At 68.1% G+C, this 15,684-nt stretch carries 9 protein-coding genes; 1 reads left to right on the top strand and 8 read right to left on the bottom strand.

What is annotated here, in order from left to right; translation table 11 throughout:
- The 8 genes from ACWD3E_RS41775 to ACWD3E_RS41810 all read right to left on the bottom strand — a co-directional run.
- Positions 1-676, bottom strand: a 676-nt coding sequence (locus ACWD3E_RS41775) for an IS701 family transposase (protein WP_451392701.1), incomplete at its 3' end; no start/stop codon positions are given.
- A gap of 301 nt (positions 677-977) precedes the next feature.
- A complete protein-coding gene (locus tag ACWD3E_RS41780; RefSeq protein WP_451392702.1) occupies positions 978-2,207 on the bottom strand; it encodes an FAD-dependent monooxygenase in 1,230 nt (409 codons plus the stop codon).
- Positions 2,208-2,211: 4 nt separating this feature from the next.
- Complete coding sequence (locus tag ACWD3E_RS41785) at positions 2,212-9,528, bottom strand: amino acid adenylation domain-containing protein (protein ID WP_451392703.1); 7,317 nt, start codon at positions 9,526-9,528, stop codon at positions 2,212-2,214.
- Positions 9,529-9,592: 64 nt separating this feature from the next.
- The gene (locus ACWD3E_RS41790; protein WP_451392704.1) at positions 9,593-10,348 is read right to left on the bottom strand and encodes a thioesterase II family protein; all 756 of its coding nucleotides are present in this window, start codon (positions 10,346-10,348) and stop codon (positions 9,593-9,595) included.
- Positions 10,349-10,447: 99 nt separating this feature from the next.
- Positions 10,448-11,458: a cytochrome P450 gene (locus tag ACWD3E_RS41795; protein WP_451392705.1), complete on the bottom strand. Its 1,011-nt coding sequence runs from the start codon at positions 11,456-11,458 to the stop codon at positions 10,448-10,450.
- Between the two features lie 221 nt (positions 11,459-11,679).
- Positions 11,680-12,528 carry a phytanoyl-CoA dioxygenase family protein gene (locus ACWD3E_RS41800; protein WP_451392706.1) on the bottom strand — a complete coding sequence of 283 codons (849 nt, stop codon included), beginning with the start codon at positions 12,526-12,528 and terminating at the stop codon, positions 11,680-11,682.
- 52 nt (positions 12,529-12,580) lie between these two features.
- On the bottom strand, positions 12,581-13,810 hold the full coding sequence (locus ACWD3E_RS41805; RefSeq protein WP_451392707.1) for a beta-ketoacyl-[acyl-carrier-protein] synthase family protein: 1,230 nt from the start codon (positions 13,808-13,810) through the stop codon (positions 12,581-12,583).
- Positions 13,807-14,055, bottom strand: coding sequence for an acyl carrier protein (locus ACWD3E_RS41810; protein WP_451392708.1), 249 nt, complete (start codon positions 14,053-14,055; stop codon positions 13,807-13,809). Before ACWD3E_RS41810 ends, ACWD3E_RS41805 begins: the two co-directional genes overlap by 4 nt.
- Before the next feature lie 352 nt (positions 14,056-14,407).
- Between ACWD3E_RS41810 and ACWD3E_RS41815 the strand changes: the two genes are divergently transcribed.
- Entirely contained in the window at positions 14,408-15,583 is a 1,176-nt protein-coding gene (locus ACWD3E_RS41815) for a cytochrome P450 (protein ID WP_451392709.1), read from the top strand.
- Positions 15,584-15,684: the final 101 nt, after the last annotated feature.

A 15,684-nucleotide genomic window follows, 5' to 3' on the forward strand; every position in this document is an offset into this window, starting at 1 on the left:
CATCCGCTCGGACGGCCAGCACGTAGTCGATTCCGCGGTCCGCCAGGGCGGCCCGCAGGTGCGCGTTGGTGCCGTAGGCGGCGTCGGCCACGATGGCCGGCGGCCTCATGCCCCAGCCGGCCAGCGTGTCGAGCATGTCCAAGGCCAGCCGCCACTTCTCGCGATGTGTGGCCTCGGGTGGAACCTGGGTGACGGTCCTGCGGCCGGTGTCCGACGCCCACTCTTCGGGCAGGAACAGGCGCCACTGCAGCGGGCAGGAGGCGGTGTCGGTGGCGGCGTGGACGCTGACCGCGACCTGGCAGTTCGCCCGTTTACCCAACGCTCCGCAGTACTGCGGGGCCACGGCCACCGACATCCGGCCGTCCTTGGGCACCGACACATCGTCGATCACCCAGGCCTTCGGGGTGATGAGCGGCAGCATCCGTTCGCCGATCCGCCGTTGTACTGGCACCGGATCCCACGTGGACTGGTTCACGAACTGCTGCAGGTTCTGCTCGTTGCCGTCCGGCAGTCGCGAGGCCATGGCCTGGATGGACTTGCGGCGGCCGTCCAGCATCAGTCCCCGCAGGTAGGAGTCGCCCTTGGCCCGCTGGTCCTTCCGCGGTACCGAGGCGAACACATCAGCCACGAATAACGCCAACTTCGCCCGGACTCGGTTCACTTCATGTGCGTCCACACACTCACCATGCTCCTGAACAGGTCCGGCAGGAAGACCTAACGGAGTCCTACGAGGGCCTCGCCAACCGTCTTACGGCGGGGCCCCGCGGCGGACAGCACCGCCGCCGCGCGTTGGCCCTTGATCTCCTCGATACGGGAGAACTCATCCAGCACGGCGCGATGGCGCCCGAGCGCAGGCCCTGGCCGAGGCGGGGTGGACTCCCCGGCCGGATCAGGCCGGGGAGTCCACCACACGCCTCTCTTGCCCGGTCAGTCCCGCCGCCTGCGTCGCGTGAGTTCCGCGATGCCGTCCACCCGTATCAGGTGTTCGGCTCGACCGTGGTCGACTCTCTTGCGGCTGGCCGCCCGAGCAGCTTCCCGGCGGGTGCCGGGAAGTCCAACGCCACCTCCAGTTGGCGGGAGAGCACGGACGTGGGAGCCACTCGGAAGAGGGTGTCGCGCATGGCGCGAGCGACCGGGTTCTCCAGCTGTTCGAGGGCGCTCAGCTTCCGGGACGCGGTGACCATCGCCTTCGTGCGCTCGCGCCGCTGGTCCTCGTAGGCGCGCAGGGCGGTCTGGGGGTGGTGCCGGTTCTCCGTGAGCGCGTGGGCGAGCATCACGGCGTCCTCGATGGCCATGGCCGCACCCTGGCCGAGGCTGGTGAGCATGGGGTGTGCCGCGTCACCCAGCAGCGTAACGGGGCCTGATCCCCAGCTCTCGAGAAATGCCCGGTCGTGCGAGGGGACGGCGAGGATGTCCTCCTCCGGGGTGCTGCGGATGATCGCCTGCACCTCCTCGGCCCAGCCGTCGTACGCGCGAACGATCTCCTGCTTGCCACCCGTCCAGTTCCGGGAGCGGGCGGCATCCATGTTCTTCGTACCCCACCAATAGTACCGGCCGTGACCGATGTCTATCAGGCCGAACCGCTGTCCGCGCCCCCAGTAGTGGCCGACATACCCTGGGCGCAGGCGCGGATGGTCGAAGGCGGCGAGCGCCAGCCAGCATACGTAGCCGCTGTCGCGGGATTCCTCCGGCCCGGCGAGTTGCTGGCGTATCACGGAGTTGAAGCCGTCGGCCCCGATGAGGATGCCGCCGCGCGCGCTGGTTCCGTCGCCGAAATGAACGGTGACCCCGTTCTCGTCGGTCTCGTAGTGCGTGGCCGCAGCACCGAGGGACAGCGGGACATCGCCCGCCGCTTCGAGGAGCAAGTGCTGCAGAGCTGCGCGGCTGATGTTCACACTCGGGGCACCCAGCCGGGCGGCGACCTCGGGCAACGGCTGCTTCCGGATCACCCGGCCGCGTCGGTCCATGATTGTGAAATCCTCGATGGCCTGGCCGTGCTCCTCCAGCGGCAGGGTGATGCCGAGGGAGGCGAGCGCATTGATCGCGTTGGTCATGACGGACAGGCCGGAGCCGGCTGCGGTTAATTCCGTGGCACGCTCGTGGACGCGGACGTCGATTCCGACCCGGCGCAGCGCGGCGGCGGCGGTCAATCCGCCGATGCCGGCCCCGACGATGACGGCTGTGGTGTTGGGAATCGGGGTTGCCACGCGTTCAGGCCTTCCTGGTCTCGTCGGTCGAGACGGTTGCGGACTTGCGCTCGAGCAGCTCGCCCACGGTCTTGGCGACGTGTTCCACGTAGGGTTCCTTCATGATCGACAGATGGTCTCCGGGGACCTGGACCACTTCCACCTGCCGGCCGGTCAGCTGACGCCATCCGTTGTCGGCGTCCAGGTACCGGGTGCCGGCCGAGTCGTGCATCGACCGCAGCACCTCAGGCAGTGGGTCATTCGCCCGGATGAGGGTGAGGTCCAGGTCGGTCGTATCCGGCATGTACTGAAGCGCCGCCGTCCAGTTCGACTCGTACACGTGGAAGAGCCGCTCGACAACAGCGGACGAGCTGCCTGCGGGAAGCACTCCGGATCGTGCCGCGGAGTCGGCGATGAAGGCGAACTTCTCCTCCAGCGTGACCAGTTCCGCCGGGATTCCCGACACCGCAGAGTCTCCGCCGAGCGTCAGGAGCATCTCCCAGAAGAACCAGGTCAGCAGCTGGTCGTCGCTGTGGCGCGGGCGGGTGCCCGGAGTCGCGGCGACGGTGTCCAGCACGATCAGGTCGGCGACCTCCTCGCCTGCCGCCGTGAGCTGCCTGGCCATCTCGAAGGCGACGAAGCCCCCGAAGGACCAGCCGCCGATGGTGTACGGCCCGTGCGGCTGCACCCGTCGCACGGCGGCCAGGTAGCTCTCCGCGAGTTCCGGCAAGGAGCGAAGCGGTGCCATGCCCGGGTCGGCACCCGCGGCCTGAAGGGCGTACAGCGGTTGGCCGGCCGGCAGGTGACGGGCGAACCGCAGATAGCACAGCACGTTGCCGCCCATGGGGTGGACCATGAAGAGGGGAGGACGGGTGCCCTCCGGCCTGATCGGCACCAGGGGATCGAAGACCGGTACGGCCGCGTCCGAGTGCAGGCGGTTCGCCAGCTCGGCCACGGTCGGAGCGGCGATGAAGTCGGACAGCGAGATGGCGACGCCATAGCGCTGCTCCACATGCACCACCATCCGCATCGCCGTCAGTGAGGTGCCGCCGAGGTCGAACATATTGCTGTGCACGCCGACGCTCGGCACTCGGAGCAGGTCGGCCAGCATGTCCGCCAGCACCCGTTCGTATTCGTCCCGTGGTGCGGTGGTGTCGGCGGCCCGGCCGGCGGTGGTGTCGGGACCGGTGAGCGGGATGCTGCGCAGCGCGGCGTCGTCTCGCTTGCCACTGGGGGTCAGCGGCAAGGCGGGCAGCCACTCGAACCGCGACGGCACCAGGTACTCCGGCAGCATGTCCCGCAGTCGGCTCCTGAGGCCGTCCAGGTCGGCGCGGGCCGGATCGCCGCTGAGGAACGCCGTCAGGAAGACGTTGCCGTCCTCCGCCCGCCTGGCGACGACCGCCACCTCCTGGATGCCGGGGTCGTCCTCGGCAAGACGGGCAACGGCCAGCTCGGCCTCGGCCGGCTCGACCCGGTAGCCGCGGATCTTGACCTGGTCGTCCGCCCGGCCGACGCAGACGATGCCCCCGTCGGGCAGGGTGAGGGCGAGGTCGCCCGTGCGGTACAGGACCTCGCCCGCCGTGCCGGACGGGTGGTCGACAAACCGTTCCCTGGTCAGGTCGGGCCGTCCCGGATAGCCGAGGGCCAGGCACACCCCACCGATGTAGAGCTCGCCCAGGGCTCCTCTCGGTACCGGCCGCAGCCTGGAGTCCAGCACATGGACCTCGGCGCCGTCGACGGCTCGGCCGATGGGCGGCAGCGCGGGAAAGGCGGTGGAGTCACCGGTCATCGTGAAGGCGGTGACGACATGGGACTCCGTCGGCCCGTACTGGTTCTCAAGCAGGGCGCCGGGGAGCATGGCCATCAGCGCGCGGATCTCCCCTGTGACTCGGAGCTGCTCGCCGGAGGAGACCAGCACCCGCAGCCGGCGCGGGGCAATGCCCAGGGTGGTTGCCGCCTCGGCGAACTGCTGGAGGACGACGTACGGGAAGAAGACCCGCTCGATCCCCTCACGGTCGATCCGGCGCAGAAGCGCGGGGAGGTCGCGCCGCTCGGACTCCGCGACGAGGTGCAGCGTGCCCCCTCCGCAGAGCGTGGAGAACATCTCCTGGAACGACACGTCGAAGCTCATCGGCGCGTAGGCCAGCGTCGCGCCTTTGACGGCACCGCTGTTCTGCTGGTTCTGCCAGGCCACCAGGTTGGCCATACCGCGGTGCGGCATAGCCACTGCCTTGGGTTCACCCGTGGAGCCGGAGGTGAACAGCACGTACGCGACCGACTCGGGATCCGGTTCGGGCATGTCGAACGTGCCGGGTACCTCCTCGGTGATGGAGTCCGCGTACATCAGCGGGACTCCGTCGCCCAGGTCCGCCTCATGCCGACGCTCGGTGATGATCCGGAACGGCTCGGCCTGCCGGACCATGGCGGAGATCCGGGCCTTCGGGAACGCCATATCCAGCGGTACGGCCGCCGCGCCCGCCATGAGGGTGCCCACCATCGCCGCGACGGTCAGCGGCGAGCGGTCCATCGCGATACCGACCCGGGCCTCGGAGGGCAGTCTGGCGGCGAGCAGCTGCCGCGCCACGGCACGGGAGGCATTCGCCAGCCGCTCGTACGTCCACAGCTCACCGTCCATGACCACGGCATTCGCCTGCGGAGTGCTTGCTGCCTGCTCCAGGAACCGCTGCACCACGCCGCGCCGGGCGTCGGCCCCGGGTTCGGCCCGGACCAGCGACGGCGCGAGGAAGGCGAAGTCCGGTGTCTCGTCAGGGCGTTCGGTCATGCGGTGCAAAAGTGCGACCAGGAACCGGACCAGCAGGTCCGCCTGGTCCGGGCTGAAGGTGTTGTCGGCGCAGTCGACCCGCACCCGCACCTTTGCGCTGTCGGGATCGGTGTAGACGTTGACCAGCAGGTCGAAGTCGGTCTCCTCCCAGGCGCCGAACGCCCGCAGCCGGATGCCGGGCAGTGCCAGCACCTGATCGAGCTGACGGAAGCGCACGTAGTTGAAGGCCGTGCGCATCACCGGCGCGCCGTGATCCTGCTGGATGGCGCTGATCGGATAGCGCCTGTGCGGGTGGCCCTCCTGCTCCTGCCGGAACACCTCCCGCACCACGTCCAGCCAGCTGGCGCCGCGTTCGCGCCGCCGCACGGGCACCGTGTTGAGGAACAGTCCGGCGATCCGGTCGCCGCCCTCCAGCTCCGGCCGCCCGTGCGTGATCATCCCGGTCGTCACGTCGTCCGTCCCGGCCAGAAGCTGCAGCGCCAGGCAGTGGGCGGCGAGGAAGACGGACTTGACCGGCAGCGCGTTGTCCCGGGCGAGTTGTTCGATGCGGACGGTGAGGTCCTCCGGCAGCTCGACGTCGCGGACGGTCTGTCCGGTGCGGCCCGTCGGCGTTTGATTCGGGCGCAGCGTGCCCAGCGCCAGCGGTTCGGCGCCGGCGAGGAGTTGCCGCCAGTGGCTGCGGCTTTCCTGTGACAGCAGAGCCTGCTGTTCGGCGCGGACGAAGTGGGCTCCGGACGGCAGCGCACCGTCGTCCACCGGGTCGATGGGAAGGCCCAGCCGGTGTGCGTAGTCCTGGAGCAGTTCCGCCATCAGGTTGGCCACGCTGCCGCCGTCGAGGAGCGCGTGATGGAAGCTGAGCACCAGTTCCACGGTGTCGGGCCGCAGATGGGCACGCAGCCGGTACAGCTCTCCCTGTTCCAGGGCGTAGTCGTGGTGACGGCGCTCCTCGATGTACCTGCCGATCTCCGCCTCGGCATCGGTCGAGGACCTGAGGTCGAGGACTTCGAGTACGTCGACCGCGGTGGTGTGGACGATCTGCACCGGTTCGCTGAGGCGGGCCAGGTCGAACGAGGACCTGAGCACCGGGTGACGTTCTGCCAGCGCAGCGAATGCGGCGCGGAACGCCGGCTCCGCCCAGGGCAACTCCAGGCTGTAGCGGAAGACGTCTCGGTAGGCAGCAGCCCGTTCGCCGCGATTACCGTGGTAGAGCAGGCCCAGCTGAAGGCGGGTCAGCGGGTAGGCGTCCTGGGCCGCGGCCAGCCGGGCCCGGTCCACATTGGGGATGAGCGCGAACGGCGTCAGTTCCGGATCGGCGGCACGTAGGTCGGTGCGGGAGCAGAGCAGGGCCGCGAGAGCTTCGATGGTGGGGTGGCTCACCAGGTCGGCGAGGGAGAAAAGGAGCCCGCGTCGCTCGGCCTGGGCGCGGATGCGCAACATGGTGATCGAGTCGCCGCCCAGGGCGTAGTAGTCGTCATTCACCCCCACCGTCCCGATGCGCAGCACGCTGGCCCAGATGGCGGCAAGCTCCGCCTCTACGGCGTTGGCAGGCGGCCGACTCTCCGACGGCGCGGTCGCGCCGCTCGGCGCGGGCAGGGCCGAGCGGTCGGCCTTGCCGTTGGGAGTGAGTGGGATGCGATCGATCCGCTGGAAGATCGACGGGATCATGAACTCCGGAAGTCGTTCGCCGAGGATCCTGCGCAGACCGTCCGGCTCATGCTCCTCCTCGGAAACGTAGTAACCGACGAGATGGGTCCCCCTGGAGGGCTCGTGGCGGTCCACGACTATGGCATCGCGTACCCCGGGGACAGCGGCAAGAGCCGCGGAAACCTCGCCGGTCTCCACGCGGTTGCCTCGGATCTTGACCTGGCCGTCGGCGCGGCCGAGGTACTCCAGAGTGCCGTCGGCCAGCCATCGTGCCCGGTCACCCGTCCGGTAGAGCCGGCCACCCGGGGTGAATGGGTCGTCGACGAACCTGTCCCGGGTGAGTTCGGGCCGGTGCAGGTAGCCGCGGGCCACCTGCACGCCGCCTATGTACAGTTCGCCGGGCACACCGACGGGCTGCAGCTCCCCGTGCCGGTCCAGCACGTACAGCTGGGTGTTGTCCACCGGGATTCCGATCGGTACCCGGACGACGCGCTGTCCGCAGGTCGCCGGGCACTCGTACCAGGACACGTCCACGGTCGCCTCGGTGGGCCCGTAGAGGTTGACCAGCCTGGCGGTGAGCGCCGTCCTCCGGGCCGTGACCCGGTTGAACTGCTCGACCCTCGCCGGAGCCAGCGCCTCACCACTGCAGAAGATGTACCGCAGCGACCCGACCTGCTCGGCAGGGTATGACGAGTTGTCGAGCAATTCCAGGAGAGGGCCCAGCATGGAGGGTACGGAGTGCAGCATGGTGACCCGGTGTTCGCCGACCACGTGCAGGATCTCTTTCGGATCCTTCTCGCCGTCGGGCGGCAGCAGCACCAGCCGCGCCCCCTCGATCGCCCACCAGAACAGCTCCCACACCGAGACGTCGAAGGAGACCGGTGTCTTCTGCAGCAGAGTGTCGCCTTCTCCGATCGGATAGGCGTGCTGCATCCACGCCAGGCGGTTGACCACCGAGCGGTGTTCCACCATGACGCCCTTCGGGGTACCCGTCGAGCCCGAGGTGTAGATCACATAAGCGAGGTCGCCGGAGGTGGCAAGCGGCTGCACCGGCTGTGCGGATTCCTCAGAGTCCACCAGTTCCGCCACTCGACGCAGTCTCGGGGCCTTTGCGGCCCCCGCGGGCACCGCCGAGTCGGCCAGCACGATTCTGGCGTCACTGTCCTCGATCAGGAAGCGGATGCGCTGCTCCGGATAGCCGGGGTCCACCGGAACGTAGGCACCGCCGGCCTTCAGTACTCCGAACAGCGCCACCAGTAGCTGCGGGCCGCGCTCCATCATGATGGCGACCCGGTCGCCGGGCCCGACCCCCTCGGCTCGCAGGGCACGCGCGAGCCGGTTGGCGCGCTTGTCGAGCTCGCCGTAGGTCATGGTCTGGTCGTCGGCCGGGCCCACCAGGGCGATCCGGTCGGGGTCGCGTGCCACCTGAGCCTCGAACAGCCCGTGTACGGTCGCCTGCTCCGGGAAGGCGACGACCGGCCCGCGGCTACGCCCCTCACCGAGGTCGGCGCGCTCGCCTGGGGTCAGCATGGGAACGGCGGTCACCGGCAAGTCGGTGTTCCCGAGTCCATCATGCACCAGGGACTGCAGATGGCCGGCCACGGACTCGATGGGAAAGTCCGCGTCGAAGACGTCTTCCGCGTAGACCAGGTCGACCCGGGCGTCGCCGCCGCGCTCGGGCACCGTCACATAGACGTTGAGGGCGTCCTGGTCATGGCAGCCGGCATTGAGCAGGTTCGTCTCGCGGACCGCTCCGGGGACGTCCTCGGGCCGGGCGGTCTGGAGATATGAGAACGTGACGTCGAACAGCTGCCTGGCGTCGTTGCCCGTACTCGGGCGGGGAAGTGCGCGAAGGAGATCGCCCAGCGACAGCCGTGAGTGGCGCGCCAGCGGCAGGATCGCGTCCTGCACTTGGCCGACCAGGTCGTGCAGCGATGTCGTGTCCGTCGCGGACAGCCGCAACGGCAGGGTGTTGGCGAAGTCGCCGACGACCCTCTTCTGTGCGCCCCAGCGATTGGCCAGCGCGATCCCGAGAATGACCTCGTCCCGGTCCAGGACCCGGGAGAGATAGCCGCCGAGCACTGTGGCAAGGTAAGCGAACGGCGTGTACCCGGCCGCGCGGATGCGATCCATCGTCTCGCGCTCGATCACGAAGCTGTGGCTGGCGCTGCCTCGGCCGCCCGAGGCCGCCTTGCGTGTGAAGAGTGCCGGTACCGCGCCCTCGACGGCGCTGCGGCAGTAAGCCAGGTCATCCAGATACGCCTGCGACGCCCGATATTTGGCGTCGGCCTCCACGAACGGAAGGTATGCCGACGGCTTGTCTGCGGGGGCGGACTCACCTGCCAGCGCGGCCCTGTAGTGATCGAAGACGCGCCGATCGAACAGCGCGCCCGAGACTCCGTCAGCGGCGAGGTGATGCACCTTCGAGTGCACATGTGTCACGGCCGGGCTCTCCACCAGCAGACTGACTTCGATCAGTGGACTCCGGTGCAACGGGAAGGGTCGGACCTTCGCTCTCTCCATCCAGGCGGCACATGCCGCAGCAGGATCGTGATGTTCCGTCAGATCAATGACGGCGATCCGGAGCGGCTCCTCGCTGAACTGCTGATATGGCGTGCCGTCTTCGCCTTCGTCGAATCGCAGGTGGAGTGCGTCGATCTCCGAGTGGGCCCGTTCGATACTCCGCACCAGTGCGGATCGGTCCACCTCGCCCTCGAGGCGTGTGTGCATCACACAGTTGAACTGGGGATTATCGGGCAGCAACAAGCCAGCCACCCAGATGTCATGCTGATACGAGGTCAGGTTATGGCGTTTTAACACTACTTGCCACTCCAGATCCCGGCCCTGACCATTGCCAAGACCGTTTCGAACTGTCAGATTGTGACGGGAGCCATGCGCCGTCAAACCCGCTGGCATGCAGTCAGGGCGGCAGGTTCTGCCTTCGTGTGAGCCGGTCGGCTTCGGGCGCAGACGGAACGTCTCAGTGAGCGCCGATGGGTGACGGCGTGAAGGGCGGTGCTTCTGCCATGACAGTGCCGACCACTTGTTCCGCAGCTGGAACCAGGTAGAAGTGGTCTCCGTCGAAAATCGTGAGGGAGAAAGAACCCGCGGTCGTTGTCCGCCACTGGTCTACCTCCTCGGGTGTGACCCGAGGGTCCTGTGCACCGGTAAGAGCGTGGACGTCGGCGCGCAACAAGGGAGTGTCGGCGGCCCACCGGTAGCTGTCGATGAGGTGGTAGTCGTTTCGGATGATGGGCAGGAACAGCTCGCGCAGTTCTGGGTCGTCGAAGAAACCTGCGTGGGTGCCACCCAATGACATCACTCTCTCGACCACCTCGTCGTCCGTCCTGACGGCTGTACGGGGTGCACTCCCGGGAGCCCGACCGGAGACGCACAGGCGAGTGATGTGAGGCGCACCCGCCTGCTCAAGGCGGATGAGCACCTCGTACGCGATGGCGGCGCCCATGCTGTGGCCGAAGAGCACAGTGGGCAGCGGCGGCAGGGCCCACAGCGCTTCGGAGACAGCCGACGCCAGCGGGGCCATGGCTGGGATCAGCGGCTCGTTCCAGCGGTTTTCGCGTCCGGGATACTGAACGGCCAGGATCTCCACCGTCTGGTCGACATACTGGCCCCAGCTGCGATAGAAGCTCGCGGCGCCGCCCGCGTGCGGGAAACAGACCAGGCGGCGACGGGGACTGCCAGGCAGAGTATGGCGGACCAGGTAGGGCGATTGCATGTGACGAGTCCATTTCTCCAGCCACGGATGGCCGCACAGAATGGGGGAGTGACTGCCTGTTCCGGCGCTGGTTTGATGCCGGACATCCGCCGCAAGGTGCTAAGACGTGGTCATACGTACGAGCAGCCGCTCAGGGCCGTTGACAACGATAGAGCTCAAGAGCGTCGGCGTGCTCTCCAGCGTCACGTCGATCGAGCGGCTGAGGAGCTCTTTGTACAAGAGCCGCATTTCCACGCGGGCCAGCACGTTGCCGACGCAGAAGTGCGCCCCGAATCCGAGGGCCAGATGCCGGTTCGGCTGCCGCTGGACATCGAAACGGTCCGGGGTCTGAAAGACCGACTCGTCGCGATTGGCCGAGGGCAGCCAGAAAGTGACGCGATCCCCGGCGGCGATCCGGCGGCCACTGATCTCCACCGCCCGTGTCGCGGTGCGCATGATGTGCGTGGCGGTCGACGTCCAGCGCAGCACCTCCTCCACGGCCGTCGGCAGCAGGTCGGGGTTGTCCGACAGGATCCGCCACTGGTCGGGTTGGCGCAGAAACGCGAGCATGCCGCCGGCTGTCGCGATACGCGTGTTCTCCGTACCGCCGACGAGGAGGTTGTCGCAGTTCAGAATCACGTCGTCCGGCGACAGGCGCTCACCGTCCACACTGGCCGTCGCCAGCACGCTTACCAGGTCATCGGTCGGGTTCTTCGCCTTGTCCGCCTGAAGCGCCTCGAAGTATCCGAGGATGTCCAGGTGTGCGAGGCGCCGGGTGAGCGGGTCACCGGCGCCGAACGCGTCGCTGGTGAGCGTGAACAGCTTCTCCCAGTCGGCGTCGGGAATGCCCATCATCTTGCAGATCACATACAGCGGCACACGGGCGGCGACGTCCGTGACGAAGTCACACGTCTCTTGTTCCAGTGCGTCGTCCACCACGCGACGTACGACGCTCTGGACATCCTGTTCCATGGCCCGGGCCGACCGCACGGAGAACCATTCGTCGATCAGCCCGCGCAGCTGACGGTGCCGGGGCGGATCGGTCAGTGCGAGGGTGCGGCCGCCGCCGGGATCGGTGCCGTGACTCTCGGGGCGCAGCAGGATGCCCTGCGCGGAGCTGAAGGTGGTCACCTCACGGTAGGCCGCGCGGATGTCCTCGTATCGGGACAGGACCCAGAAGCCTGGGTACTCCGTGGGTTCGTGCCAGTACACGGGCTCTTGGGCACGCAGCCAACGCCACTGGACGAAGGGGTCGCCCTTCGCGTACAGCTCGGGGTCCACCAGGTTGATCAGCGGCGGCTGCTCGGCGGGTGGGGTCGTCATGCGGGTGTCTCGCACTTCTGCTCGGTGACTCAGAGAGCGGCGGCGGGGTCGGGGAGTGCCTGCAGCTCCAGACGCTCGTCCGCGCGCGGCTCGACGGGAGTGGCGTCGCGTGAGACCAGGAACGCGGGGCGGGTGGGCCGCGTCGGGGCGTTGGTGACCGCGTTGTACGTGATGAGAAGCAGCGCGCGGCGGTCCGATGACACGTTGTTCGACGACGAATGGACGATGCTGGGGTGAAAGACCTGGATGGAGCCCTGCGGTCCGAGAAACAGCTTCCGCCCGCTCTGCTCGGCGAGGGTCCGGGCTCGGTCGGCGTTCACGGTGTACGCGAGGTCGGCGGAGACATGATTGCGCCAGTCGGACTCCTCGCCGTCCGCGCGGCGGTCCGGCAGGTCGAGCAGGCCTAGGCGGTGCGATCCTGGGATAGCCATGAGTGGCCCATTGCTCTCGTGGACGTTGTCCAGGGAGATGGCGATGTTCACGGCGTCCGGGTGCGGCATGCCGTCCTCTTCGTGCCAGAACGCGAAGTCCTGGTGCCACGGCCAGGCCGCCCCTTCGTGCGGCTGCTTCAGGTTGATCTTGAACTGGTAGACGTACACGGGTCCGCCGACGAGCTGCTCGGCGAGCTCGACGATGTACGGATGGCGCACGAGTGCCGCGCACACCTCGTCGAAGTCATGACAGCCGTGAATGGCCCGGACGGTCTCGCTGTCCTTCTCGTGCACCACTTCCGGCCTGCGCTCGCGGCTGATGGCGAGGGTACGCTCCCGAAGCAGTGCCACGGCGGCGTCGCTGAAACGGTAGGGCGGCTCACACCAACCCTCCGTCTCGTACGCGGATTTCAAGCCGACGTGTGGTGCGACGCCGATACTGGCCATGGATAGAACCTCCTGGGTAGGGCGGAAACGGGAAGAGTGGGGGCGGCGGAGGTCAGGCGGCCGTCAGGATGAGTGCCGCATTCTGGCCGCCGAAGCCGAAGGAAGTGCTGAGGGCGGCCTCCGCGACCACGTCCCGGGGCTTCTCCATGACCAGGTCGAGCTCTCCGGCCGCCTCGTCCACGCGGTCCAGATTCGCGGTGGCCGGCACCCGCTGGTGCCTCAGCGTCAGGAGCGCGAAGGCCGCCTCAAGGGCAGCCGACGCGCCCAGGGCATGCCCCATCAGGCTCTTGGTGGCGGTCACCGGAGGAGCGTGCGGGAAGACCCGGCCCAGCATGGCAGCCTCCGCCATGTCGCCGAGGGGGGTCGCGGTGCCGTGGGCGTTGATGTGCCCGATGTCGGACGCCGTCATGCCCGCATCGGCGAGGGCCGTGCGCGTGGCCAATTCCGTGCCCCGTCCTTCTGGATCGGGCGTGGTGAAGTGGTACGCGTCGGCGGAGGCGCCGAAGCCGGCGACGTGGCCGTGGGCACGGACGCTGCGCGCCCGTGCGTCGGCGACTCGCTCCAGCACGAGGATGCCCGCGCCCTCGCCGAGCACGAAGCCGTCCCGGTCGGCGTCGAAGGGACGAGACGCTTCGGCTGGCGCCGAGACGCGGGTCGACAGCGCTCCCATGCGGCTGAAGCCGACGCTGGTCGCGCGGGCTCGTCCCGATTCGGCGCCGCCGACGACCGCGATGTCGCAGCTGCCGGAGAGCAGCAGATCGCGGCCCAGACCGATGGCCGTGGCACCGGACGCACAGGCCGTGCTCACACTCAGGCTGGGGCCGAACGCCCGCAGGTCGCTGCTGATCTCACCCGCTGCCAGGTTGGTGAGGCAGCGCGGTATGAACAGCGGTGAGACACGGTCATGGCGCTCAGCGGCGAAGCGCTGGAACTGCTTGTCAAAGTGGCGGGTGCTCGTCCCGCCCACCCCCAGGATGACGGCGACTCGGGAACCGTCCCAGGTGGTGGGGTCGAGACCGGCATCGGTGACGGCCTGCCGGGCCGCGACAAGCGCCATCTGAGCATACGGTTCGAGTCGCCACGACAGCCCGCGTCCGAGCATGGAGTCTGGGTCGAAGTCCGGCACGGCGCAGCAGAAGTCGACGGGCAGCCCATGTAGAAGACTGTCCGTGGCAGCCGTCGACACGCCTGCGAGGAGTCTGGCCCAGGTGGCCTCGATGCCGATACCCAACGGGGAGACCAGGCCTAGGCCGGTCACCGCCACGGCGGGGCGGGCGCTCACGACGTGGCCTCGGCGCTGCCGTTCATGGCGGCAGCCACGAGAGCCACCGCTTCGCCGATGGTGCTGTCCGGCGTCAGCTCCAGGGGCGGAACGCCGTACTCCTCATCCAGGACCACCGAGAACTCGACCAGAGCCAGCGAGTCGATCTTGAGCTCGACGAAGGTCACGTCTGGGGTGATGAGGGACTTGTCGATGCCTAGCGTATCCGAAAGCCGCTGGGTTACCTCGTCGTGAAGATCGGACATCGGACGTCCTTCCAGGAATGACCAGAGTGGCGCGCGTCATCGGTTTACGGAGCGATGATCGGCGCTAATTCGCTGTGAAATGTGGGCAGGTTGCCGATGGCGTAGTAAGTGGCGGCGAACACGGGCTGCTCACGACATGCCCACGGAATTTTGCTCAAGTGACTGAAGGGTGAGTCTGACTGTGTGCCCGGCCGTCGACCCGTCGCCTGCGTGACGAATCGGGACCCTAGGACAGGATCTCCGTCGTGGCAAGCGCCAACCTCCCAGCGCGCGCGGCAATATATGAGTGAAAACGAAGCAATAAACATCATGCGCATGGTGGACCGCGGCGTATTATGACGGGGAGATGCCGATGCAGAATTCGCGAGCCGCGCTCAAGGGCCCGGACGTACCGGAGGAGTTGCCGATCGGTCCGCTGCCGATACCTTGTGACCCCGATGACGAGACACCCATCCGCTGGGTGCGGATGCCGAACGGCGCCGGCTGCTGGGCCGTGTCGGACTACCGCCTTGCCCGTCAGGTCCTCGCCGACCCGCGCTTCAGCCGCGCGGCCACCGTGGCGCCGGATGTGCCCCGGCTCGCCAGCATCGACCCGTCACCCGATTCCATCATCAGTCTGGATGGCACGGCACACGCGCGGCTGCGCAGGATCGTCGCCGGGGCCTTCACCGAGCGCCGTGTCACCGCACTGGGCCCAATGATCGAAGACCGCGTGCACGAACTCCTGGACGAGCTGGCGGCGGGGGAACAGCCGGCCGACCTGGTCGCCGGACTCGCCGCGCCGCTGCCGCTCAGTGTGCTCTGTCACATGCTCGGCATCCCGGTCGCCGACCACGAGAGCTTCCGCGAGTGGGTGCCTGTCCTCTTCGATCTGGGCGGCGCGGGCCCCGACAGCCGGGCCCGGGCCTTCCGCCTCACCCACTACATGACGAAGCTCATCGGACAGAAGCGGCGTGAGCCGGGCGACGATCTCATCAGCGCTCTTATCCAAGCCGCCGACAGTGACGGGAAGTTGACGAATCGTGAGCTGGTCACCCTGTCGCTGTCACTGCTGATGGCGGGCTACGACTCCACCTCCGACCAGATCTGCCTCGCCTTTCTGACTCTGCTGCACGACCCGACGCGTGCTGACGTCCTGCGCGCTGACCCAAGTCTCGTCCCCGCCGAGGTGGAAGAGCTGCTGCAGACCAATCCCTCGGCCCCCCTGAGCTTCAGCCGAGCGGTCACCGAGCCCGTACAGGTGGCAGACGTGACCATCCGTCCGGGGCAGCCGATCCTGGTCTTCCTCATGGGTGCCAACCGCACGCTGCGCAAGTCCGAGGGCGCGACAGCCGGAGCTCATCTCGCTTTCGGGCACGGGGTGCACCGTTGCCTCGGCGCACCCTTGGCTCGACTCCAGCTGGCCACTGTGATCCGCTTGACGCTCGATCGCTTTCCCCGCCTCGCGCTAGCCGAGAACGTCGACAGCCTGCGCTGGAAGCCCGCCGCGGCGACCAGGGGCCTCACTGAGCTCCGCGTGCGGTACTGACCACGGCGGCCACCGCACGCCAACCATGTGCGTCGGCAAGGCATCCAAAGATCCGGACCAGCCTGTGAGACGTATGCCTATAGTGATCGAAAGTTATGCCC

The organism is Streptomyces sp. NPDC002676 (assembly GCF_053592455.1).